At 61.5% G+C, this 24,260-nt stretch carries 19 protein-coding genes; 10 read left to right on the forward strand and 9 right to left on the reverse strand.

Annotated features, from left to right (window positions below; genetic code table 11):
- Positions 1-1,290 precede the first annotated feature (1,290 nt).
- From L8G49_RS12410 to L8G49_RS12420, 3 genes are read left to right on the forward strand one after another with little or no spacing between them, the layout of a single operon-like run.
- On the forward strand, positions 1,291-1,854 hold the full coding sequence (locus L8G49_RS12410) for an ABC-three component system protein (RefSeq protein ID WP_242186125.1): 564 nt from the start codon (positions 1,291-1,293) through the stop codon (positions 1,852-1,854).
- Positions 1,842-2,363, forward strand: coding sequence for an ABC-three component system middle component 5 (locus tag L8G49_RS12415; protein ID WP_242186127.1), 522 nt, complete (start codon positions 1,842-1,844; stop codon positions 2,361-2,363). Before L8G49_RS12410 ends, L8G49_RS12415 begins: the two co-directional genes overlap by 13 nt.
- Before the next feature lie 22 nt (positions 2,364-2,385).
- Positions 2,386-4,257, forward strand: a complete 1,872-nt coding sequence (locus tag L8G49_RS12420) for an ATP-binding protein (protein WP_242186129.1) — start codon at positions 2,386-2,388, stop codon at positions 4,255-4,257.
- Between the two features lie 476 nt (positions 4,258-4,733).
- Here the strand turns inward: L8G49_RS12420 and L8G49_RS12425 are convergent, their stop codons facing one another.
- Both L8G49_RS12425 and L8G49_RS12430 read right to left on the reverse strand, forming a co-directional pair.
- A complete protein-coding gene (locus tag L8G49_RS12425) occupies positions 4,734-5,603 on the reverse strand; it encodes a hypothetical protein (protein ID WP_242186131.1) in 870 nt (289 codons plus the stop codon).
- Positions 5,604-6,027: 424 nt separating this feature from the next.
- The gene (locus L8G49_RS12430) at positions 6,028-6,588 is read right to left on the reverse strand and encodes a hypothetical protein (protein ID WP_242186133.1); all 561 of its coding nucleotides are present in this window, start codon (positions 6,586-6,588) and stop codon (positions 6,028-6,030) included.
- Between the two features lie 347 nt (positions 6,589-6,935).
- Here L8G49_RS12430 and L8G49_RS12435 point away from each other — a divergent pair, with 347 nt between their 5' ends.
- The gene (locus tag L8G49_RS12435; protein WP_242186135.1) at positions 6,936-7,952 is read left to right on the forward strand and encodes an IS110 family transposase; all 1,017 of its coding nucleotides are present in this window, start codon (positions 6,936-6,938) and stop codon (positions 7,950-7,952) included.
- Between the two features lie 323 nt (positions 7,953-8,275).
- On the opposite strand, the gene L8G49_RS12440 is transcribed toward L8G49_RS12435, so the two are convergent.
- The 4 genes from L8G49_RS12440 to L8G49_RS12455 all read right to left on the reverse strand — a co-directional run bounded on the left by L8G49_RS12440 (position 8,276) and on the right by L8G49_RS12455 (position 12,274).
- The gene (locus L8G49_RS12440; RefSeq protein WP_242186137.1) at positions 8,276-10,630 is read right to left on the reverse strand and encodes a hybrid sensor histidine kinase/response regulator; all 2,355 of its coding nucleotides are present in this window, start codon (positions 10,628-10,630) and stop codon (positions 8,276-8,278) included.
- A gap of 34 nt (positions 10,631-10,664) precedes the next feature.
- A complete protein-coding gene (locus L8G49_RS12445; RefSeq protein ID WP_242186139.1) occupies positions 10,665-11,621 on the reverse strand; it encodes a mechanosensitive ion channel domain-containing protein in 957 nt (318 codons plus the stop codon).
- Between the two features lie 119 nt (positions 11,622-11,740).
- Complete coding sequence (locus L8G49_RS12450) at positions 11,741-11,923, reverse strand: CsbD family protein (RefSeq protein WP_242137938.1); 183 nt, start codon at positions 11,921-11,923, stop codon at positions 11,741-11,743.
- A 45-nt stretch (positions 11,924-11,968) separates the two neighbouring features.
- On the reverse strand, positions 11,969-12,274 hold the full coding sequence (locus L8G49_RS12455) for a hypothetical protein (RefSeq protein ID WP_242137939.1): 306 nt from the start codon (positions 12,272-12,274) through the stop codon (positions 11,969-11,971).
- Positions 12,275-12,505: 231 nt separating this feature from the next.
- Between L8G49_RS12455 and L8G49_RS12460 the strand changes: the two genes are divergently transcribed.
- The 5 genes from L8G49_RS12460 to L8G49_RS12480 all read left to right on the forward strand — a co-directional run bounded on the left by L8G49_RS12460 (position 12,506) and on the right by L8G49_RS12480 (position 17,832).
- Positions 12,506-14,005, forward strand: a complete 1,500-nt coding sequence (locus tag L8G49_RS12460) for a PAS domain S-box protein (protein WP_242186141.1) — start codon at positions 12,506-12,508, stop codon at positions 14,003-14,005.
- Positions 14,002-15,276, forward strand: a complete 1,275-nt coding sequence (locus L8G49_RS12465; RefSeq protein WP_242186143.1) for a YihY/virulence factor BrkB family protein — start codon at positions 14,002-14,004, stop codon at positions 15,274-15,276. Before L8G49_RS12460 ends, L8G49_RS12465 begins: the two co-directional genes overlap by 4 nt.
- A gap of 69 nt (positions 15,277-15,345) precedes the next feature.
- The gene (locus L8G49_RS12470) at positions 15,346-16,113 is read left to right on the forward strand and encodes an SDR family oxidoreductase (RefSeq protein ID WP_242137942.1); all 768 of its coding nucleotides are present in this window, start codon (positions 15,346-15,348) and stop codon (positions 16,111-16,113) included.
- Positions 16,110-17,156 carry a glycosidase gene (locus L8G49_RS12475; protein ID WP_242186145.1) on the forward strand — a complete coding sequence of 349 codons (1,047 nt, stop codon included), beginning with the start codon at positions 16,110-16,112 and terminating at the stop codon, positions 17,154-17,156. Before L8G49_RS12470 ends, L8G49_RS12475 begins: the two co-directional genes overlap by 4 nt.
- A 310-nt stretch (positions 17,157-17,466) precedes the next feature.
- Entirely contained in the window at positions 17,467-17,832 is a 366-nt protein-coding gene (locus tag L8G49_RS12480; RefSeq protein ID WP_277923270.1) for an SLC13 family permease, read from the forward strand.
- A 246-nt stretch (positions 17,833-18,078) separates the two neighbouring features.
- Here L8G49_RS12480 and L8G49_RS12485 read toward each other — a convergent pair whose 3' ends face one another.
- On the reverse strand, positions 18,079-20,082 hold the full coding sequence (locus L8G49_RS12485) for a glycoside hydrolase family 97 protein (protein ID WP_242186149.1): 2,004 nt from the start codon (positions 20,080-20,082) through the stop codon (positions 18,079-18,081).
- A 185-nt stretch (positions 20,083-20,267) separates the two neighbouring features.
- Between L8G49_RS12485 and L8G49_RS12490 the strand changes: the two genes are divergently transcribed.
- On the forward strand, positions 20,268-21,554 hold the full coding sequence (locus tag L8G49_RS12490; RefSeq protein WP_242137946.1) for a mechanosensitive ion channel domain-containing protein: 1,287 nt from the start codon (positions 20,268-20,270) through the stop codon (positions 21,552-21,554).
- A gap of 7 nt (positions 21,555-21,561) precedes the next feature.
- Here the strand turns inward: L8G49_RS12490 and L8G49_RS12495 are convergent, their stop codons facing one another.
- Positions 21,562-22,773 (reverse strand): hypothetical protein, encoded by a 1,212-nt coding sequence (locus tag L8G49_RS12495; protein ID WP_242137947.1) that lies wholly within the window; start codon positions 22,771-22,773, stop codon positions 21,562-21,564.
- A 15-nt stretch (positions 22,774-22,788) separates the two neighbouring features.
- On the reverse strand, positions 22,789-24,192 hold the full coding sequence (locus L8G49_RS12500; RefSeq protein ID WP_242186151.1) for a DUF2254 domain-containing protein: 1,404 nt from the start codon (positions 24,190-24,192) through the stop codon (positions 22,789-22,791).
- Positions 24,193-24,260: the final 68 nt, after the last annotated feature.

The following is a 24,260-nucleotide window of genomic DNA, read 5'->3' on the forward strand; positions in this document are numbered from 1 at the left end:
ACTGCTGTATGCGCGGTGTTAAAGGCTCCCCAAAACCCACCTTTAGCCGTCTTTTCGCGCTCCCGACTTCGGACATCCATTCGTGTTCGCTCTAGAGGTGCACCGGAAATGTTGCGCGTTCGTCCCTGGTCATCGATCTGATATTGGTAACCGTTCCGAACGTCGCGATGCATCGTGGCATGGGCCTGCCGCCGCTGCCGCCCCTTCCGCTACCAGAAGCCCCATTCCCCGCTTCGCCAGTAACAGCGCCCCGAACCCGCGAACGCAAAGCGTGCGTCTACCGCATCCTGTCAAGGGTTGGATTTGACGTCCACGTCGCCGGAAGGCGCGACGGTCGGCCATTCCCCAGTCCGTCATCAAGCCGAAAAAACGGTCGTCGCTCGGTATCAGATATCTGGATCATGCCGCCCCCGCCATCTCTACGGCGAGAACATCTGGGTTACATTTGCAAAGAGTCAGGCCAACGCTACGCGTGCAGCTTGTCGCGTGGCGACAGTACCGCTTCAATAGCTGGAGTAGTCTAAAGACTGGTGCCCGGAAGAGTACTCACACTCTAACGCTAAGAATTTGATATCAAAATCAACATCTTGACCAACATTTTCAATGGCCCGATTTATGGCCCACTCTCGCGCGTGCAGCGATGGTTCGAGTGTTGATCACCTGCAACGTCTAGGCTCAAACTCATATCTAATCTTAGCCAATGTTTCAAGATATGCCGATCAGGCATCAAGGGCTTCTGAGGCACGGCTCGTTGGAAGCGGACGTAAGCTGCTTCGCCATCACAGCAGTTGTTCGCTTGTGCAATCGGTCGTGCTCAACGGCCAGAGTTGGGACAAAACAGCCGTTCCTTGCGGCTCCACTGTATGACGGCTTCCGGCGTATCCTGCCGGTCGGTTAGCGACCCATCGCGGATGCTATGTCGCATATTCCGAGCTCCCCCAACCGGACGGCGAGCCTACTAACCTGCTCAGCATCATAAACCTCATCCAAACTCGTAGCGGTTCATATTGTCTGATCTAGCCTAACGTTCGTCAGCGACTAGACGAAATGCGACGCGGCGGTGTAAGCCGTCGAGCGGGGGAATATTTTCTTATGCTAGAATTCGTTCGACAGAACTGGACTGCGATCGCAGGCGTGATCGGGGCGTTGCTGGCAGGTGGTTTCGTTATCAAGTTGATGTGGGCCCGTTCGGGCCGGGATACGAACATAGTGAATCAGAAAGGGGCGAGCGCGAAGGGCGATGTGGTCGGCCGGGACAAGATCGTTCGCGAGACCAAGCGCCCCTAATCAGTGACTTCGCTTAGCGTCAACCAGAAGGGTGCCAGTGCCGACGGCGACGTGGTCGCTCGTGACAAGGTTTCGGTCACGAACGTCTACAATGGCGCGGCTTCGACCCTTCAGCGCTTATGGGACCGGCTCGAGGAAGAGATCCGCACCGACACGGTTACCAGGGACTGGGTCGACAACCTCCAGTTCTTCCGGGAGAAGGTCGCGGTCGATGGCGTGGTGGGCCTTGAGGACAAGCTCAAGCACGCGGGTCGGGCCTCCGACACTCTGATGGCCATGCGCCAGAAGGAGATGTTCGTGAAGCTACTGAGTCGCTACGAGCTGTTCAGCTCCGCGCAGGAAATCCTCGCCTTCTGCCTCCATCGCATCCAACACGAATTCGATACCTTCATCTCGCCTAAGCTCGGCGAACTGACCAAGGCAGAGATCGACGCGATCATATCTGAGCGCGTCGTGTATCCGGTAATCAACGACTGTGGCGCCGGTGTCTTCCAGCTCAACCATGGGCTGGTCCAGGGGATGATCTACTGGCTGGGCGAGCAATGCTTCGTGCGGTGGCACTCGTGATCCAGCTCGCCTACCAGCCCGCCTATGATCCCTTCCACACCGTTATGCGGATGATCCGGATCGCGGATTTTATGGCTACGTCCCCGAGCGTTGGCCAAGCCCGAATTGCGGACTTCTATCTATCGTTTCCAGGGCGCCTTGATGACGTGAAGTTTCCGAGGGGCATGCGGGGTCGTCTCAGGGCCGCACTGGCGGGCGTGTCGCCCCACTATGGGGCCGTGCCGGCGGATGAGACTGTCCTACGCAAAATGCGTCCGATACAGGACGCCGCCATGCAAACCCTTCTCGGCAACGGTTCCCTCGACCACCATGCCTTCGAGGCGGGAACCATTGCCCTCGACCTGGGGTCGGTGTCGGATCGGCTTCTGGCGCGAGCCCAAGCCCGCAATTCGGAGGAAAAGCCGCTTGTCGAGTTGATCCGCGACCTCATCGCCGCCGTTCCGCTAGAAGGTGTAGACGGACTGAAGCACCGCACGGGCCTGGGGGAACACCGCTATGACGCTGTATAGTCCCACTCTGGCCGTCCGGCGCTTGGTGATCCTGAAGGACGCCAAGACCGTATACGACGAACGCTTCCATGCGGGCGTAAACATCATCCGGGGCGAGAATTCCTCCGGGAAGTCGACCGTCCTCAACATCCTGGTGCATGGCCTGGGTGGCGACGTCAGCCAGTGGAGCGAACATGCGCTGCTCTGCAACCGAGTGCTCGTCGAAGTCGAACTCAACGGGAAGGTCGCGACGCTGTCGCGGGAAATCGCGCGAGCGACCAAGCGTCCGATGGATATCTTCGGGGGCGATGTCGATGCGGCAATGTCTGCCGGCATCACGGAATGGCGACGCTACCCGTATGCCGGTTCGGAGGGGAAACAAAGCTTCTCACAGGCGATATTCGCGCTGCTCGACCTTCCGGAGGTCCAGACGGAGACGTCGGGTAAGCTGACGATGCACCAGCTGCTCCGGCTAATCTATTCCGATCAGCTCAGCCCGGTGGAGAATATCTTCCGCTTCGAGCGGTTCGACGCGCCCATCGTGCGCGAGGCTATCGGTCGTCTCCTGTGCGGCGCCTATCATTCGGAGATATATGAGAACGAGGTGCGCATCCGCGTGCTGGAGAAGGAGCAAACGGCGGTATCCTCGACCCTAACCAGCATCTATTCCGTGCTTGGTGGCGTGCAGCATAGCCTGAACGAGGACTGGGCAGCTGCCCGGGAGGGTGAGCTATGGCAGACCCTCAAGTCACTGGAGGGAGAGATCGAGGCTGCCGAGGAGACGCTGTTCGTCGATGGCGCCAACGAGACCTTCTCGCTGACGGAGCAGCGCGTGGCCTTCACGGATGTTCAGACGCTGCAGGCTAACGTCTCCGCCGTGCGGCGGGAGATTGAGGAGCTTGAGCTTGAGGCTGCGGATTCCGCTGCCTTCATCGCCTCCCTTCAGACGAAGCTGGTGGCGCTCAAGGATGCTGGTCTGGTCAGCGACGAGATCGGAACTGTCGACTTCCTGTGGTGCCCCAGCTGCTACGCCACGCTGGAAAGGGATGCTGGCGACCATGCCTGCCATCTCTGCAAGTCGCCGTTCGACGACGAACGCCTGAAGATGCGGATCATTAACCTCACGAACGATGTGGGAATTCAGCTTCGCCAGTCGAATATGCTCCAAAAAGAACGGCAGCGGCTGATCCAGGAACTCCGTGACAGGGAGAGGGCCGTCGAGAACGAGTGGCACTCCGCGTCCGAGCGACTGGCAGCGCTGCAAAGGACCCCGTCTTCGGATATGCGTGCGCGCCTCCGGACGCTCAACCAGCGTGCGGGCTATGTGCAGCGCGAGATAGAGGACGTGCAGGAGAAGGCTGGTCTCATCGAGCAGTTGGGCAGGCTGAGCGCGCGCAAGGCGGAGATCGCGGCAGAGCTGTCTGACCTAACCGATCGGAATGCAGCCCTGATCGCATCAGAGCGCGACAGGCTCAGCAAGGCCTATACCGAGATCGCGGACCGGACCCGCCAGTTTCTTAGGGCCGACCTTCCGCGCCAGGAGGCATTCCAAGATGCAAGGGAGATCAGCTTCAGCTTCGGTGGAGACAGGATATCGGTGAACGGCGAGAGCTATTTCTCCGCCAGCTCCCTCGTGATCCTGAAGAATAGCTTCCTAGCCGGCTTTTTGTTCGCAGCAACTGACGACAGGGAGTTCAGGCATCCACGCCTCGCGATCCTAGACACGGTCGAGGACAAGGGGATGGAGCCAGAACGAAGCCGCAACTTTCAAAACCTGCTCGTGGCGGCATCCAGCGCGGCGAAGGTCGATCACCAGATCATATTCGCTACCGCAATGATCGCTGACGAGCTGGACGATCCGACATACACGATCGGAAGCTTCTCCTCCCACGATGACCGCACGCTGGCTGTTTGATGTCTGCTTCCGCGCGCTAGACATTCAAAATCGGACCGATCACCAAGTTCCAGCCGTCATCCTAAAACCGGGTGTTAAGCCGCAGTAGGAACGTCCGCTTTCCTTGCCCTGACGCTCAGACCGGACGAGCGCAATTTCCCTATTACGGCCATTCCTCCCGTCTTTAGTCGCCGCTATCCGGGACGCTCTGCCAACCAATGGCGGGTTCTATCAGATCCGGACATTCTCGGCGTTTATGGTGAACGACCGTCTCTGGTCGACAGCTGCCGATCTGGCGCAGGCCAGAACCCATATGCAGGAAGCGATCCGCGTTAACATGCGCCGAGGAAGTGCAAGCCTACAGATCCACCGCAGCAAGACCCATTTGTCGACATTCAAGAGCGGCTCAGCGCTTCCCGAAAGTGGTCATCCGTTCATGTGGGTGTCGGGCTGTCTGGAGGCGGACTTTTCCCTCTGGGAATGACCAGTCGGTCCTGTCATTGCGCGGCGGCGAGTGCAGCTTGGAGCGACGGCTCCTCCGACTGGTCGCCTCCCCTTTCGGCGTAGCCTAGAGATCGGAGGAAGTTGTCGTCCCACGTACCGGGCCGCCGATTGTGGCAGATCTGTACATATTCTTGTACGGCCGCTTGCTGTGCACCCATCGGCGATATTACCCCCAACCGGTCCAAATACCATTTGCTCTCATAGTCCGAGATCGACGTCGGCCGGGAACGAGAGCACAGGATGTATGTGGTACCCGGCCTCTTCGCCCATTCGATCTTAACGGACGGATTGTAGGCAGTCGGGTATTCCGGATCGGCGTTCGGGTCGTGGCTCGATGATCCCCGCCGAGCTATAACCTTGACTAACACGTCATCTAGTCCGCGCCGGATTGGCTCTACCGTCTGCAGCTGCGACCACGAGCATTCATCCATGTGGCAGTCGAGCAACTCTATCATGCCGGCTCCGCTTTTCAGCGCGAACGTCGATTTGATTGGTGTACTGCGCGGGGCATCACTCGGTGTCGGCGCGTCAGTCGGATGCACCCGCTCGACACCATTGGCACGCTTGAGCGCTAGCTCCTGCCGCTGCTCGGCCGTGCCGCAAAGTTCGGTAAATGCGGCCACGTCGTCCACCGATGCCTCGCCGTCGAGCATGACCAGTTTGTCGTCCCCAGCCACCGCAAACGGCTTGAACCCGACATAGCCGCCCATCCGGTTTTTGGAGTTAAATTCGCCGCATATTGCTCCCGCGTTCGTCTCGCTCTTACGCACGCTGCGGAGCTGCAGAGAGAGCGGATCGGTGAGACGGCTGCTGAAGGCGCTCGTTGCGCGATCCTCGAGCTGATGGCAGCCGGATACAACCAAAGCTGCTGCGACCGTTAGCACGCATTTTGTTCTCATATTGTCCCCCGGCGTTACGGTCTACGCCGAAAGGCGGGCGCGCGGCAACGCAGACTGGTTGTCGGCGTGGTCCGACATCAAAGCACGCGCCGGATGTCACGACATGGTGCGCCTGTATCGTCAGCTTGGATGCCTTTGAGGGGAGTCCAAACACGTTTTTGGGAGGACCCGGCACACGATGGTGTCGCAACTGGCTCAGGCGCGGTGTTCCCCTGCTTTCCAGGATGGTATAAAGTAAATTCGATCGACGTACTCGGAACGCCTCGGCAACTCGCCTGCTGGCGACGGCGAGGTTGGCGAAGAGACCCAGAAGCAGTCGTTCGCCGTTCTTCGACTTCTTCCCACAAGCGGACGCCCGTTCAGCTCTCCCACTCAGTCGTCAGTAAACTCACCCGTTGTCATCGTTCGCCAGCGCGTTGACCTCGTCGGAAAGGTAGGTTTGCCAATAAGCATCACCTAACCGCGGGATCGAGTAGCCCTTGCGCAGATCCTCACCCAAGCTGAACGCCCGCGCACCTAGTCGCAGGGTTTCCGCTCGCAAGATGGCAGTAGCGTCCTCACCATCGAGCTTGTCATAAGCATCGTCGATCTTGAGCTGGACCACATCTCTGTGTGGCGTGAAGTCGAGGACTCGGGTCGTCAACCTCACATCAAGATCGCGCCACCGCTCCTTCTCGTCAGGGAGTTGGCCCAACGTGGGAACCTGAGTGCTCCAGTTTCCGGACGCGTGTTCGCTGGCAATCCACTCATCGTTGTCCGACACTCGATCGGTGGTCTCGCGAGCATAGCGCTCGAAAACGGTGGCGATGCGCACGGCGAGGTAGCTCGTCTCCCGCATGGTGACCCGGCGTTCGCGGTACCAAGTGACGCCTTGCCCCAGAGCCGTGCTGAACAGTGATGACGTAAGCGCCAGTGTAGCAATGGATCCGAAGGTGAGATGCTCGCTCATTCGTTGAGCATTACGCGAGCCTGTAAATGGGACAAGCGTTTCCGATTCCGCAGCCTAAGCGGCAGCGATTGGAATTTGCGCAATATACTTAGCAACTTCCAGCCTACTGCCCATCGGCCACGTCTGTCTGACCGAGACCATCGGGCTCCATCGTCGTGGCTAGGGGACCCAATCATGGACGCTCAACGCCCCTCTTGCGCTTCCCAACTCCGGACACTCATTCATCGGTTCGCGATCGCCCTGCAGGGGCGCTGAAATGACGATATTTGGGACACCGCGTAATTGATTTAGCCACCCTCGTGCATGGTACGAAGTCGCCTTGGCGCTTCAATGCAGGGGGATGACCGATGTCGATTTATGCAGGATTGGATGTGAGTGACAAGACGACGCATATCTGCGTGGTCGATGTCGACGGCAAGGTATTGCGGCGCGATGTTGTCGCGAGCGATCCCGATGTTCTGGCCAAATGGCTCAACAAGCATTGCACCGATCTGGTGCGCGTGGTGCTGGAAACCGGAACGCTATCGACGTTCCTGTACCATGGGCTGGTCGAGCGTGGTGTCGCGATAGAATGTATCTGCGCGCGGCACGCGAAGGGCGTCCTTTCTGCACGCGTGAACAAGAGCGATGCCCACGACGCGGAGGGGCTTGCCCAGCTGGCCCGCACTGGCTGGTACAAGCGCGTTCACATGAAAGCGTCGGCCACGCATATCGACAGGGCAGCCTTGCGTATCCGCGCCCAGCTCATCACTGCGCGGACATCCATGGCCAACCAGCTGCGAGGGCTCCTGAAGCTGTTCGGCCTGCGCATGGGCACCGCCAGAACACCGGGCCGGCGTGCCGAACGCCTGGCTGCTTTCTATGCCCAGCGCCCGGATTTGAGAGCCCTGTTTGCTCCGCTCATTGCATCCATGGAAGCCATTGAGGAGCAGCTGCGCGCATACAATCGCCTGCTCAACGACCGGGCAAAAGCGGATCAGGTCTGCGCCCGGTTGATGAGCGTTCCTGGGGTTGGACCGATCACCGCGCTCACCTACACCTCGACCATCGAAGATCCGCACCGTTTTGCCCGAAGCGACGATGTCGGCGCCTATGCAGGGCTTGTGCCCCGACGCAGTCAATCGGGAGAACGCGATGTCAGCGGACATATCTCCAAGGCGGGAGATCACATGTTGCGCAAGGCGCTGTACGAAGCGGCCAACGTCGCGCTGACCCAGGTCAAGCGACCATTCGCCCTTCAGACGTGGGGCAGGAAAATGGCCGAAGCAAAGGGCGCTAGGCGTGCCAGAACGGCCGTCGCGCGGAAGCTCGCCGCATTACTCCATTCGCTTTGGCTGAACGAGACGGAGTTCCGCTGGGCCTAAACCCAGCGATCCTCATCCCGATCAGCCATGCCCCGGACGATCTCGTCAGCTTTGTAGAGGGTCAAACCTCGTTTGGGACTCAGAGACGTCCACCTATTCCGCTCGGCCGCGATCATGAAGGCTCGGACGAAAAGCTGCCACAGCTGTCCGATGACCTCGAAGACAACCATTGGCGAACGGGAAAAAGGAAGAACAATGCGAGAATCAATTAGACAACTTTGCTGACATACCTATCTGCCCATTCGAACGACGGCTTTCGCCACGAGCGGACGAAGCCGGCCATGCGAAGAGGAGGCTTTGGAGCCTTATGCTCGCACGCGTTCTCATTGCTTCTTTTGCTGCCACGCGATCGCCTTGCGCAGAACGCGGGACAGCTGCTCGACCGAGTACGGCTTATGGAGCAGCTCGAACCCGTGATTGCCGTTCTGGGCCAGCACGTGACTGTAGCCGCTGGTAAGGATCACGGGAATAGTAGGGTAGAGCCTGCGGATTTGTTGGCCCAACTCCAACCCACTGGTTCCCGGCATGACCACGTCTGAGAAGACGATGTGGAACCGGGTGCAATCCTTTTCCAGTTCGACCAGCGCTTGGGTTGCGTCGCTTGCGAAGACGCTTTCGTAGCCAAGCTCGCTCAGCGCCTGCGTTGCGAACTCGCCTACCGCTTTGTTGTCTTCGACGACAAGGACGCAAACACCTTTGCCGTCGACGGTTGCGGGGACGTCCGGCACGATATCCGGTTGCGGCTCGGCATCAAGCACACGCGGCATGTATAGCGTGAAAGTCGTGCCATGCCCCATTTGGCTATCGACACGGATATCGCCTTCAGACTGCTTTGCGAAACCAAACACTTGGCTCAAGCCAAGGCCGGTTCCCTGCCCAAGCTGCTTCGTCGTGAAGAAGGGTTCAAAGATGCGCGCGATCTCGTCGTCGGCTATGCCAGTGCCCGTATCGGTGATCGCCACGGCCACGAAATCGCCGGCGATCGGCGGATGCGTTCGAAGCGCCGGGATGCCGGATACGGGGCCGATCGCGATCGACAACCGGCCTTCGCCATCCATCGCATCACGTGCATTGATCGCCATGTTGACGATTGCTGTGTCGAACTGGCTGCGATCGGCGAGTACCATGCACGGTTCCGGGGGAGCGAGCGTTTCCAGGACGATCCGCGAGCCGGTCAGCGTGCGCACCATAGACGCTACGTCAAGGATGCTGGCGCCAGCGTCGAACACCTCCGGCTTGAGTGCCTGGCGCCGGGCGAAGGCCAGTAGCTGCCCGGTCAGCGCCGCCGCGCGGTCAGCAGTTTCGCCGATCGCGTCGATATATCGCTCACGTCGTTCGGCGGGGAGGTCGGGCCGGCGCAGCAAGTCGACCGAGCCTCGAATAACGGTCAGCAGATTGTTGAAGTCGTGCGCGACGCCGCCGGTCAGCTGCCCGACCGCCTCCATTTTCTGAGCCTGCCTCAGCGCATCCTCGGCCAATTCCAGATCGGCCCCACGCTGCCGTTCGGCTGTCACGTCGCGCGCACTCGAATAAAGCTTTCCATTGTACGGAACGGCAACCCAGGACAGCCACCGCCAATTGCCCGATGTCGTGCGATAGCGGTTCTCGAACTTGAGCAGGGGATTGCCATCGGCGAACCTCGCAAATTCCTGGTCGCTGCTGCCCATATCCTCTGGGTTGACAAAGACGCTGTAATGGACGCCTTCCATTTCCTCCGCGGTCCAGCCGAGCATTTGTTCCCACGCAGGATTAACGCGCTCGAAAAGACCCGTCTTCAAATGGATGACCGACAGCAGTTCGGAACTGACAGACCATGTCAGCGCCCGTTCGCCGACGCGCTCGACCACCTGACGTTCTAAATCGGCATTTAACTCGCGGAGCCGTGCCTCGCTCGCACGGCGTCCATCATCGGCGGCGATGCGCTCGCTAATGTCGAGGAAGGTACAGATAGCACCGTCGATCCTGCCCTGCCGAATGATCGGGATCGCCCAATATTCCACCGGCAACGGCTCGCCATCGATCGGGAAAAACAGTTCGTCGCTGACATGCGCGCGGGTGCCAACCCGCGCGCAGATGTAAATCGGACACTCGGTTTTTTCGTAGTCGCGTCCGTCGCGGTGGCTGTGGTGGATAACGTCGTGCAGCTTGCGGCCGACCGCATCCTCCTTGCGCGCGAACCCCATCATGCGCAGGAAGGCGGCGTTGCAATCGGTGGTCACGCCATTGCGGTCGACGGCATAGAAACCCTCCGCCATCGAATCGAACAGGAGTCGCGTGCTAGCCTCGGCCTCGCGCAATGCTTCCGCCGCCAAGCGCTGTTCAGTGCGGTCGCGAAGTACCTTAACGAAGCCAATGACGGTGCCGGCGTCATCGCGCAAAGGCGTCATTTCGCCATTTGCCCAGAACCGTTCCCCATCCTTGCGGATGTGCCAGCGTTCATCGTTACCTGCTCCCCGTTCGAGAGCGCATTGCATTTCAATCTCGGGCCGGTCGGCGGCGATATCTTCCGGGGTGAAGATGCGATCGATTCGCTGGCCGATCATGTCCGACTCAAGCCAGCCGAAGATTCGGCGTGCCCCCTCGTTCCAGGTCGTCACGCGGCCTTCGGTGTCCGTCGCGACGATCGAGAAATCGGTCGCGCTGTCGATGATCCAGCGATTGATAGCTGCGTCTTGCATCTTTCCCCCACGACGTGATCGCCACGCTACGGATTTACCCTGGATTTGTCCCGCGTCGCAGTTCGACCGGCGGCAAGCCGACGATATCGTAAGTCGCCGAGGCGATACCGATGTTGGCCTCGTCGAGTGCGGCAATGATCTGCCGGCTCATCGCGTCCTTGATGGCACGGATCCGGTGGGTGGTGACGATGAAGCGGACAGTGAGTTCGAGCCAGTTGTCGGTGATGCGGAAAAACACCTTAGGATCGAGATCGATTGGATCGACCCCGAACCGGGTTTCCATGTCCGCTTTCGCGTCGGCAGCGATGTCGCGTTCGCTGCCGGCGAACGCGCGCGCGGCGTCGAGCAGGATCGCCTCAACTTTGGCGCGATCCGCGTCGTACGTAATCGGGATCGCCATCTCTTCCCACATGAACGGGAAGTCGCGCGTGTAGTTGAAGACCGGTTCGGAAAAGATTTTGGAATTGCTGACCGTGACGATCCGCCCGGTGAACTGCCGACTTTTCACCCACATGGCCGGGTCGGCGCCTTGAACGCTGGGCGGCTGGCCCATCTCCATGATCGTGGTCTGGATGAAGCCTAGCCGCAGGACATCGCCGCGCACGCCGCCCATCGAGATGCGATCGCCGACGTTGAAGGTACTGCCACGCAGGACCACGAAATAGCCGGCGATCGCGGTCACCGGCTGCTGCAACGCGAAAGCAAGCCCCGCGGTCACCAGCCCGAGTGCAGTGGCCAACCGGGTTGGATCGCTGAACCATATCGACAGGAGGCCCAGAATCAGAATAACCGCGCTGAGCAGGCTAATGCCTTGCCGCGTCCAGAATTTAGTCTGCAATCCGGCAGTATCGGTATTGCGCAGGATAACGCCCACAAGCCACCGGAGGACTCGGCTGACGACGACGACGATCATGACGAAAGCGAGCGAGAGCAGCAGCTTTTGTCCGTTCTCCGGATTTACACCGACCCAGTCAATCCCGAGAAATCGCATTGTACCGCCCCGTTGGCATTGCCGCGTCGCTGACGCGCGCCTGAAAATGCAAGGAGAGGCCGGGTGGCGTACCGCCGCCCGGCCTCCATAATGATCCTTAACGGATCATACGCAACCGTTCAGAGATCGTCGCCAAGCGCTCCCTTGACGCTGCCCTTTACGTCCTGCGCCGAGCCCTTGAGCTGCTGGGCCTTGCCCTCGGCCTCCAGTTTCTGGTTGTCGGTCATGTCGCCGATCTCTTCCTTGACCTTGCCGGCAACCTTGTTGCCCGCGGCCTTCATCTTGTCGGTGAACTCACCCATCGTCATTCTCCTTGGTTGATACGGTTCAGTCGTTCTCGTACTGTGCTATCTGACCGCGGGCGCCTTGTTGGCGACGATCGCATCGCGCTGCTCCTGGCTCATGGCGCTGACGTTCATGTCGGCTGCCTTGATCGCATCAGCGCGGGATTCTCCGCGATCGCGCGCAGCACCGGCGCGATTGTCGAGCATCGCGGCTTGATTGCGGAGCTGGTCAGCATTCTGCTCCATCGTGTCCGCGCGATTGTCTGCGGCGTTCTCGACACGTCCGGCGAGCTTGTCGGATGGGCTCTTGCCGCAGGCGCCGAGCGTCAGCGCGGAGGCAACCAGCCCGAGGATGACGATCTTCTTCATGGTGATATTTCCCTGTTGATGTGGTGGATCAGCGCGCGGCGCCGCAACGGATTCCTTGGATCTTGCACGATAACCTTCGCCCTAGGTGGAGCACACCGCTTCATGCAACATGAGTTAAGCTGTCTGGAACGCGCCACAAAGATGTGATTGCATCAAGCGATCAGACGCAAATGCCCCAAGACGTGAAATTATTGGCGCGCTAGGAATGCCCCCAATCACAAGGACGCGATCATGGCCAAACGACCAGACGGGCACAGCCTGATCGGAGTGCGCGAAACTGCCGATCTCGACAACCTTCGTCTGATCGTCTCGGGCTTGCGCGAAGGCGTGATCCTGCTCGATCCCACCGGCACGATCTTGTGGGCGAACGACGCTGCGTTGGCGATGCACGGAGTGACGACCGTCGACACGCTCGGCCAAGACGCCGCCGGTTATCGCTCTCGGTTCGCGCTCCGCTATCGCAACGGCCATGTTTTACGGGCCGAAGATTATCCCATCGAACGCGCCGTGGCGGGTGAAACGGTCGTAGATATCGTCGTCGAAGTGACCGCAGCCAAGGCCGACGGGATGCGGTGGGTGCACCAGATGCGCAGCCTGATCCTCGCTGACCAGCGCGGCGCGATCGAGGGCCTCGTCCTCATAGTCACCGACATCACCGAGCGCGCCGAAGCCGAGCATCGCTTCCGACAGGCGTTCAACGCCAACCCCGCACCAGCGCTGATCGCGCGGCTGACCGATCTAAAGGTCGTCCGCGCCAACCAGGGCTTCCTCGACATGACCGGCTATGCCGCGGACCGTATTGTCGGGCGCACCGTGTACGAGCTCGATCTGTTCACCCGCGCCGAGCGCCGCGATCTGGCCCACGAGCGGCTCGCGGCAGGCAACCCTGTCCCGCAGATGGAGACCGAGATCGACTTGCCCGAAGGCGAAACCAAGCTCGTGATCGTCGCCGGCCAGCCAATCGGGTTGGAGGACGAGGATTGCATGCTGTTCACCTTCGCCGACCTTGAACCGCGGCGGAAGGCGGAGACGGCGCTGCGTCATAGCGAGGAGCGGTTCCAGCAGGCGTTCGACCTGGCCCCCGTTGCGATGGTCGTCGCCTCGCTAAAGAACCATGCCTTGCTCGAAGTGAACCAGGCGTTCCGCACGATGACCGGTCACTCCGAGACGACGCTGGTGGGGCGCAGCCCCGGCGAACTGACGCTGTGGGACACCGCGGTGACGCGGCGGCGAATGGAAGAGCAGGTCGAGGCGACCGGCAAGCTGCGCAACGAGGATGCGAAGGTGCGCACCAGCACCGGTCAGTTCCTCGACTGCCTGGTTTCGGCGGCGACGATCGACCGCGCCGGCGATCGCTGCGTGCTGTGGGTAATCCAGGACATCACCGAGCGGCGTCAGTCGGAACTTGATCTGGTCGCGGCGATCGAGGCGGTGATGAGCGACGCCAGCTGGTTTAGCCGCAACGTGGTCGAAAAGCTAGCAAACCTCCGCGCCGACCGGGCGGGTAAGCCACTCAAGGAAACCGCGCAGCTCACCCGGCGCGAGCGGGAGGTGCTGGGACATCTAGGCCAGGGTCAGGACGACGAAGGGATAGCCGACGCCCTAGGTCTTACGCGCACGACTGTGCGCAATCACGTGTCGCGGATCTACGGCAAGATCGGCGTCAACAAACGCGGCGCGGCAATCATTTGGGCCCGTGAGCGTGGCATCGGCGGCAAGGGAATTTCATGACAATCCAACCAGCAGCTCCGAACGGCCGCGATGCGATCAATCCTTGGGCGATGCCATGGCAAGCATGGAGAGCTGTACTGCTGCGCACCTGGAACGAGGCGGGCGACGACAATGTCGGTCTCGTCGCCGCCGGCGTGGCATTCTACGGGTTCCTTGCGCTAGTCCCGCTGCTCGGCGCGGTCGTGCTCAGCTATGGACTTGTTGCTGACCCGGCCACCGTGATCGGGAATGTGCGGGGGCTGATGTCCGTCATGCCGGCCGATGCCGCCAAGCTGATCGGCGAACAACTCCTCAACGTCGTCGCGACGTCGGGTGAGAAAAAAGGCTTTGGCTTGCTGCTTGCGCTTGCGCTCGCCGTTTTCGGCGCCCGGAGCGCCGCCGGCGCGATCGTGAGTGCGCTCAACATAGCCTATGAAGAGAAGGAGCGCCGAAGCTTTATCATGGTGAACCTGCTGGCGCTCGGTATCACCGGCGCAGGCGTGCTGGTGATGGTGCTGGCGGTGATCGCGATTGCGGCGCTCGGCCACCTGGAGGACATGCTGCCGACAATGCCTGAACCAGTTGTGGTCGCCGGCAAGATCGCCTCCTATTTGGCGCTCGTGTTGGCGGGCGCCGCTGGGGCCGCCACACTATACCGCTACGGGCCTTCTCGCGAGCGACCGCGCTGGGTCTGGCTGACCCCGGGATCACTGCTCGCTGCGCTGCTTGGGCTCGCGCTAACGTTCGGCTTCGGTATCTATGTCGCCAACTTCGGGAATTACAACGCGACCTACGGGTCGCTCGGCGCGGTCGTGGTCATGCTGACTTGGCTCTATCTGTCGAGCTATCTCCTGCTGTTCGGCGCGGAGCTCAACGCTGAACTCGAGCATCAGAGTGCGCAGGACACAACGCACGGAGCAGCGGCGCCGTTAGGCGAACGCGGCGCGTGGGTGGCGGATCATGTCGCAGGTCAGCAACCGGATGACCAGAAGGACGCTCCTGCGATTGCAGGATCAGACATCGACGACGGACCCAGCGACGCCTCTCGCACTGCCGTTCTGTCAGACGTCAATATCCGGCAAGAACCTTCTCTGCCGGCGCGACTAATCAGCTTGTACGTCGGTTCCAAGCTGGGAAAGATCGCCGGAGGCGGCGGAGCCGGCCTCGTTGGGCCGGTTCTAGGCGGAGTCGGCTTCTCGCTTCTGCGCCGACGTGGTCGCGCACGTCTTGGCATTGTGGCAATCGCGGCTGCCGCTGTTTTAGGGTTGGCGGGAAGAAGCTCTGACACATGACAAAGATGAGAATTGCCGGCAGAGAAGTTGGCGCCGATACCACCGGAAATAAATCAAAGGGGCGACGGGATGGCGAACGGTAGGTGTGTATTGGTGAGCGGCGCGGAAAGCGGAATCGGAGCTGCGTGCGCTATCTCGTTCGGAGCGATCGGTGACAGAGTGGTGGTGCTGTTCCACGATGCCCATAACGATGGAAGCGAGACCGTCGCCAAGGTGAGGGCGGCTGGCGGCGAGGCGATCGCGGTCCAGTGCAATGTCGGGGACGAGGTATCGGTGGATGCGGCGTTCGCGGCTGCCGAGAAGGCGTTCGGGCTCGTCACTGTGCTGGTCAATTCCGCCGGAATAAACATGGCGGGCGTGCCAGTGCGACAAATGACGATGCCGCAATGGCAGCGCATGCTTGATACCGACCTGACCGGCGCGTTCCTTACCTCGCGTCGGTTCGTACGAGACCGGCCTGCGAACAGCCCCGGCACGATCATTCACATATCATCGATCCACGCCTATGCGGTGCGGGCCGGCGGCGCGGATTACTGTGCGGCCAAGGGCGGCCTGACCAACTTAATCGAGACGCTCGCGATCGAAGAAGCGCCCAACGGCATCCGTGTGAACGCGATCGAGCCAGGCATGATCCTGACACCGATGAACGAGCGCGCCAGCACCGATCCGGTCTATCGCAAGACGCTTGAACAGAACATCCCGATGGATCGGGCGGGACAACCCGAGGAGGTCGGCGATCTTGCCGTGTTCCTCGCCTCGGACAAGGCGTCGTACATTACCGGCGCGCGTATCGTGATCGACGGTGGCCTGTCGCTGATGCAGGCACTCGGCGCATGATCGGGAGCAAACCCGCAATGCCCGCTTCGACCGCCGGCGCCACGAACCAGTCGGAGATCGCGCCCGGCGTGCCGATCGTGCGGTCACGCCTGCCTGCCGACAGCGTGACCGGGGATCGGAAGGTGCTGGTCTACCCCTCGTCGAATGTCGTCGATTTCAATGTGCAAGAGTTACAGGAGATCCACCTGATGGGTCCGGCGCCACTGATGGCGCGCGATCTGATGAGCCCGTATGTCTGGCTGGAGCCGGACGGCCGGTTCGGCATCATGGTGCGCGCGGTGACGCAGCCCGGCGAGCCGATGACTGACACCGGCATCATCTGGGCCGGCTGGAGCGATGACGGCGTCCACTTCGCGATGCTCGACCAGCCCGCGATCGTGCCCGGCGGCCCCGGCGAAAAGGATGCGGGCGGGGTGGAAGATCCCACCGTGGTGAAGATGGAGGACGGCAACTACGTCGTCTATTACACCGGCGTCGAGGCCGACATGGCGCATGGCGAAATGTTCTATGCCGCTGGGCCGACCATCGACGCCCTGGTGAAGACCGGCGTTGCGCTGGCCTCCACAAAGTCGCTTGGCAACACGAAGGAAGCGACGGTTGACCGCGAAAAGGATGGGCGATGGAGTCTGTTCTACGAATATGCCGCCGACGAGGCCAGTCGCGTGGGCCTGGCGATCGGCCCCAAGGTGGACGGACCGTGGGACGAGCAACCAACGCCGTTCATGCCGCGCGAGGACGGATGGGACAATTGGCACCTCTCGACAGGCCCGATGTTGCTCGACGACCCTGAAATGCCGGTGATGTTTTACAACGGCGCAACGCACGACGCGCGTTGGCGGATCGGCTGGGTCGCGTTCGACCGCGAACTGACCCGCGTGGTGGACCGATGCATCGAGCCGCTGATCACACCGCCGCCCGCAAGAGATCGGACAGCGAGCGACATAGCATTTTCCGCCTCGGTCACCAGTCGCGACGGCGAGGTATGGCTATATTATTCCCTCGAGGACCGGCGACTGTCGCGAGCGCGGCTGAAGCGGAGCTGAAAGCCGTAAGGTGGTGGAAACTCGTATTAGGCAGACATCCGGCACGGCGAAGGTAGCTACAAGACCCATAGCCGTCAGTCCGGCATTCAATCGGCTCGCCGAAAGCGAACGTTCATTCATATGCTGGGATGAGTTCTGTCTCGTGATAGAGAGGGCCGATGGCCCCAATCTATCAATTTGGAGCGCTAACAACGTGACGTAGCGGTCAGCATGGTCGCGGCGCTTTGCGTGACGATCCTTGTGACGGCAGCGTGCATGTACTGCAGTATCTCAGCTTCACAAGGCGGTTCATTAAAATGGTGCCACCGAGCTGTTCGCGCATGCGCTCGTCGGGCTGCTGCTCGGCGTACCGGCCTTGCTTGCGCTCGGTGTTATCATGATCGCGGCAATGGCGTGCGCGCCATTCTTGCACAATGGGCCGACGGTGCTGGTACTAGGCCCGATCGCGGTCGGCGTAGCGCGCGGGCTGCACCTCAACCCCGATCCGTTCCTGATGGCGGTGGCGACGGGTGCGGGTTGCCATTTCCTCACCCCAATCGGCCACCGGTACAACACCTTGGTGATGTGCCCGGGCGGGTATAAATTCGGGGACTATTGGCGGCAGGGACTGCCTCTTTCATTGCTGATAATCGTGGCCGGGGCGCCCCTCATCGATTTTGTCTGGCCGCTCCGATAACATCGCCGATGCGCCCTCCGATCCCGTGGAGCTGGCCGCGTGTCTTACAGAGCGATCGCCCGGTCGTTCGTTGGTCCTGTAATGACCTATCGCAGAACGCGCCCTCGAAGCTCGTAGCGGAAGGCTGCAAACGATCTCTAATCCGATTGCGAGAGCGTATTGGTTGCAGCGTTGTTCATGCCAATGCGGTATCCAAGCCGGCGGAGCGGTGCAACGCTCAGGCGAGGGTCGCCCCGCTTACCCGCGTCATCGTACCGGTCGAAACCGCAGCGCCGCACCGCCATTGGCATGGGCATCGAGAATCAAACTGCCCGACCGCGAGCGCACCGCCCCTTCGCGTCGGTCGATGGAGGTGTAGACCGTGCCGTCGGTCCAGCTATCGACGTGCCAACGCCCCTTGCCGAGGAAGGAGAGCGGGATCGCCAGATGCCGCGGATGCTCGTCGGTCAGCACGCCAACGAACCAGTCGCTCCCCTTGCGCCGCGCAACGATGATAGAGTTGCCGAAGGTGCCTCCCAAAGCGCGCGTCTCGTCCCACGCGGCGGGCACAAGCTTAAGGAAATCCGCGCCGGGGACCGGGCGGTGTGCGGCATCCTCATAGGCCGAGGGCGCATCGGCCAGCATCATGAACGGACTGGGATAGACCACGAACAGCGCGAGCTGCTGCGCCCGCGTCGTCATCACCATCGGTCCGATCGAGCGTTCCTGGAACTGTGCCGGCGGAACGTTGCGGAAGCCGCCCGGCGTATAGTCCATCGGGCCGACGATCGCGCGGGTGTAGGCGGTGCGAACATTGTAGCCGGACGTCACCTTGGTCGACCAGCGATTGTATTCGAGCCCCATCACCCCTTCTTGGGTCAGGAAATTGGGATAGGTGCGCGCCAGCCCGCGCGGAACCATCGCGGCGTGCAGATCGACCATTAGATGATGCTTGGCCGCTTCGCTGAGCAAGCGATGGTAGAAAGCAACGATTTCCTGATCCTGGCGATAAATGAAATCGACCTTGATCCCGGCGATTCCGAGCCGTTCGTAGAGCGGCAGCGCCTGCGCCATTTGCTTGTCGAGCGTCAGCCAATTGACCCACAGCCACACCTTCACGTGCCGCGCGCGCGCATAGCGCACCAGTTCGGGAATATGCACACCGACTGCGTTGCGTGTGATATTGGCATTGGGCAGATCGACGCTTTCGCCCGGCGGACGCCACGCCCACCCCTTGTCGATCATCATATAGGGCAGGCCAAACCGGCCGGCGAAATCGATATAGACCTTGTAGGTTGCGTCGTTATGCCCAGCATGCGGGACGCTGGGAGCGAGCGATCCCGACCACCAGTCCCACGCCGCCTTGCCTGGCCTGACCCAGTCAGCGTCGGCGACGCGCGAGGGGCTGGCAAGATCATCGACCAGCGTCGAGGCGATCAGATCTTCGGGCCCGTCTGCCAGCATCACTACGCGCCACGGAGTCACGACCGCGACGTGGGCTATTGTCACCGGCGGCGCTTTCGGCTTGGCCGGGTTTGGCGTCAGCCGCAGTCGTACGCCGTTTTTGTCTCCGTTTCCCGCGAAATAGGCGGCTGCGAAATTCTCGAGCCCGCTTTCGGTCAGCGCCAGCGTTTCGCCGCCGCGGCCGGTGCGGCATACCAAAGGCAGGTCATAAAGGCCACTGTGGGCCAGCGCGCTCGCCTTGATCGGCGTATAGCCGCCTTCATGGCTGTTCTTCATCTCGTAATGCCGCACGGCGAGACAAGCCCGGTCCTGCGGAAACACGAACTGCGTGCGATCGGCTGCGACCGCGATCTGGTCGATGCCGGCCTGCCGCGGGACGACGATCCGCACTGCAGCGCCCTGGTCGCTCACCCGCGCTTCGAGGTTGAAGCGCCGCACCGGCGCTTGGCGGCTTTGCACGTGCATCGTCATCGTCATGAAATGCGAGACCACGGGCGTAGCCCGACCGGGCATCGCATAGCGCTCGTCACGCTTTCCATGATCGACCGCAGTGATCACTAGGTGGTCGAAGCGCACGGCGGTGCCACGCTCGGTCATGTCGAGCGCGAGCGTCGAGGGCGCGATTACGTCGCGGCCGTCGCGGCGAACGCGGAACAATGGGCTGCCGTCATGGGCCAATCCGATTTCGAGCGAAATCCGCGCATTGGGTGAAAGGACAATGCGCGAGCTAACAATCGGCGGCTTCGTGCAACCGGCCAGCGATACGGCAGTCAGGAGCGCGCAACCCGCCCATAAACGGATCGCCAACACGTCCTCCTTAGTCAAATCTGTAGCGGCGCTACGCGATCACACGACGCTTGACGAGTGGGCGCACGATATATCGATCGCCACGTCAGCCTCACAAGTGTATCCGAACGGCAAAGCCTGTGCGACGAGTGCGCTCACGGCATCGGGGCTCATCTCGGTCGAGCGCTATGGAACAGGAAGCTGCGATGGACTGGCATACGTGGCTCGCAAATGCCGGCGTCACCATACCGAATTCGCCCGATGTGGAGTCGCTCGTTGTTGCCGTCGTGCTGATCGCGGGTGCGGTCGCGATCGGCTGGTTCGCCGGGCACCGCGCCGCGCCTTCAGTTGCTGTTCGACTGAAACGCCTCGGCGGTCGCGCCGCGGTCTTTCCGGAAACATTTGTCGCCTCGGTCATCCAATATAGCGTGATCGCGCTGCTACTGTTGATCGTTGGCAATTCGGCTGCGCTCAGCCCCCTCGCATTGATGCTGCTGGCAGTGGCGCTCGGGATTGCGGTGGCGCGCCTCGTCCATCGCGTCGCCCGCGCCGCGGGTTTGGGCAAGAGCACGGCTACCATCGTGGCGATCGTAGCGTTAGTCGCGACCACTGCGGCGACGCTTGGCGGAATGCAGCCGCTGATCCACGGACTCGACGGGATCGGCATCACGATCGGCAAGCATCGTATCTCGCTGCTCGCGGTGATCAACGCGATCGTCATTGTTGCGGTGCTCTACGTCGTCGCCAAGGCAGCGAACCATGTGCTGGTCCATCTGATCGGCCGTACCAGCAGCCTCGACCTTTCACAGCGCGCGCTGGTGCAGAAACTCGCCGGGATCGGCGTGGTCGTCGTGGCTGTGCTGCTCGGGATCGACTTGCTCGGCATCGACCTGACCGCGCTCACCGTCTTCTCCGGCGCCGCTGGCCTCGCGATCGGGTTCGGCCTGCAAAAGACCTTCGGCAATCTGATCGCCGGGCTGATCCTGCTGATGGATCGCTCGATCAAGCCCGGCGACGTGATCGTCGTCGGCGACACGTTCGGATCGGTTGGCAAGATCGGCGTGCGCGCGGTGTCGGTCGTAACGCGCGACGGCAAGGAGCACCTCATCCCGAACGAGCAATTGATGACCGACGCGGTAGAGAACTGGTCCTATTCGGACCGAAACGTGCGGATCCATATCCCGGTGGGCGTCGCCTATGGCTGCGATCTGGCGCTGGCGCAGAAGCTCATGATCGAAGCAGCCGCCGGCGCGGTGCGCGTGCTCGACACGCCAAAGCCTTCTGTCTGGCTAAAGGCGTTTGGTGACAGCTCGGTCGACCACGATATCCTCGTGTGGATCGCCGACCCGGAACTGGGGGTCGGCAATGTCAGGTCCGACATCCTCAACCGCCTGTGGCGGCTGTTTGCGGACAACGATGTCGAGCTTCCTTTCCCGCAGCGTGATATCCACGTCCGCTCGATGCCTACGCCGCCTGCGCCGACCGGGAACTGAGCGCTCATCAGCCTTCGGCAGGCGCTCCGGCTAAAGCCGCGACGAGGCAAACTATCCCGACTATCAAGAAGCCGACGCGCGCGAGTGTACCGCCCGCCCCCGTTCGCCACGAAACCCACAGCGCGAGCACCGCCTGCATCGCGTAGAACAGCGCGAACGCGCGCGATGAAAGCGCGATCACCGAGAACGGATCGGTCAGCCACACCACCGCAATCGACAGCGCGCTGGCGGTGATGAACGCCTCGCGTACCCCGAGCTTGCGGCGCGAGACTTCGACCATCAAGCCGCCCGAACCGATCGAATCCGCGATCGCCGCGCTCAATTGGCTCGACACCGCGCCGATCAGCACGAAAATGCCGAGCGCCGGCGCGACCAACTCCATGATGTCGAGGATCCCCGCCACGCCCTCTGCGTGCTGCGCCTGACTCAGAAACGGGGTGAGCAAAGCGAGAAACGCAAGGTAGATCGCCGAGGACAGCCACTGTGCATAGCGCATCGTCTTGACGCGCGTTGCCTGGTCATAACTGTCGCCCATGTAACGCGACGTCTCGAACCCCTGTACCGTAATCAGCAGCCCGAGCAGCATCGGTATTCCGCTCCATGACAGCCGCGTCGGCGGAAGATCGAGCGGTGCGCCAGTCCGCGTCGCCCACCACACGCCCAGCCCGGCGAGCAAGCCCGCGATGATGCCGAGTTTGACCGAGACACTGGCATGCGCGGCATGTTCGATCTTGCGAATGTCGCCCGAGAAGGTGAGCGTGGTAAGCAGGAGGATGATGACAGTCACGACGATATTGGCGACCAAGCCGTGCCATTCGGCCGTGATCCCGAGCGGCTTCATTGTGAATTCGGCGAGCAGCTTGAGATAATAGGCGACCGACACCGCATAGGCGATCGCGAGCATCACCTGTGCCGCGCGCATCGCCCAGGCCATCGGATCGTTAAGCGACAGCTTGGGCGCGATGTTCTCGACATGGATGATATTGAAGCGGATCACCGCGCCGACCGCATAAGCGATCGCGAGCAACGCGGCCATGGCGAGGATCGCGGCCGAGCCGAACTCTCGGGCGAGCAGCGGCCCGCAGATCAGGAAGCCCGACCCGATGATCGAAGCAAGCGGCGTCACCGTCGCGCGCCAGGCGGTCGATTTGGCGAACCGACTGAACGTCAGCAGCGTCGTGACCGCGACAGCGGCGAGAATGGCAATAGCAACGATCATGCGGTCATGGCCTCGTCATGCAGTCCCGCCGAGCCAGGCGGCACTATCGCGCAGGCGGCGCTTATAGTCGGGTTCGCGCAGTGCATGGCGCAATTCGTCGGCACGCTGCTTGATCCGTTCGAGATTAAACCCGCCGAGTGCCTTTTCGGCGAGCACTTCCAGCTTGTCGGCATAACCCGAGATCAGCGCAAGTCGGTCGGGATCGTCACAGTCGAGCGACACTTCGCCGAGCGCGCGGATGAAGCGCAACGCCGCGACCATGTCGGCCGCGCTGTATTGCGCCAGCGCCCCGAACGATCGATCCATGAAGCCGTCAAATGTCTCGGGATGCGCGATCACGCGCAACATGCCATCATCGTCGACGCGCAGATGCGGTGGAAGTTCGCGCCCGGCCATGTCCGACAGCGCAGCACCGAGCCAATCCATGCAGGTGACCGCGGTGAACGGATCGTTGACCCCGGGCGAAAGCGCGCGCGCGGCGATCTCGACCAGTTCGTCGATCAGGAAGCGCAGATCCTGCAGGGCCGATCGCCGCGAACTGACCGAGAAGGCATCGCGAATGACACGCGCGGCTTCGTCATCGCAGCGCTCGGGCGGCCATGCTTCGACCAGCGTACGGCCGACATGGGTGAAGTCGCCTGGCTGATATTGCAGCCGCAGCACCAGATCATGCCTGCGCGCCTGGTCGATAAGCGTGTCGCCGTCGATCAGCTCGATATAGCCGGTGCGCTTGGCGGCGATCAGCATCCGCTGGTTAGCCTCCTCGCTGCTTGCATCCTTGCCGAAGGTAGCGGGAATGCGCGCCTCCCCCGCGCCGTGCGCGAGCGGCTTGCCGATGAAGCGCGGAAAGCGATGGCCGATCTCGAGGATCAGCCGTTCGCCGATGTCCTCGATCACGCTGTTGATGTGAATCTTGCTGGGGACATGGTGGATGAAGAAGATCAGCACCGCGATCGAGCAGATCGCCAGCGCGACTGCAACCAGCAATGCAATATTGGGCACGAAACTGTACCCGCCGCTCTCGTTGGCCGAGCGGATCGTGCGTAACACGACCAGACAATAGAGGAAGGTCGCGATGAAGGTGCCAAGCGTGACCTGATTGCCGCGGTCGCGCATGAAATTGGTTAGCATCCGCGGGCCATATTGCCCCGAAGCATAAACCACCGCGGCGATCGTCACCGAAAACACCGTACCCGCCACGGTGATCATCGAGCCGCCTATCGACGACAGCATCTGCCGCGCGCCATTGGGATGCGCGGCATAGAGCCAGCTGACGTGCTGCATCCAGGCCGAGCCCGCATAGCCGTCGAGTGCGATCATGGCCATCGCCAGCACAACTGCGGCAAACGCCATGATCGTCGGCACGAACCAATAGCTCGCGCTGAGTTTGTCGCCCACGCGCAGAAACCAGCTTTTCATGAGTCGCCGCGAGTCATTCGGGTACCCCGAACCGCTCGCTCGGCGCCGGATCGCATTTCATGATCTGT

The sequence above is a fragment of the Sphingomonas sp. CARO-RG-8B-R24-01 genome (genome assembly GCF_022662295.1).
Lineage (GTDB): Bacteria > Pseudomonadota > Alphaproteobacteria > Sphingomonadales > Sphingomonadaceae > Sphingomonas.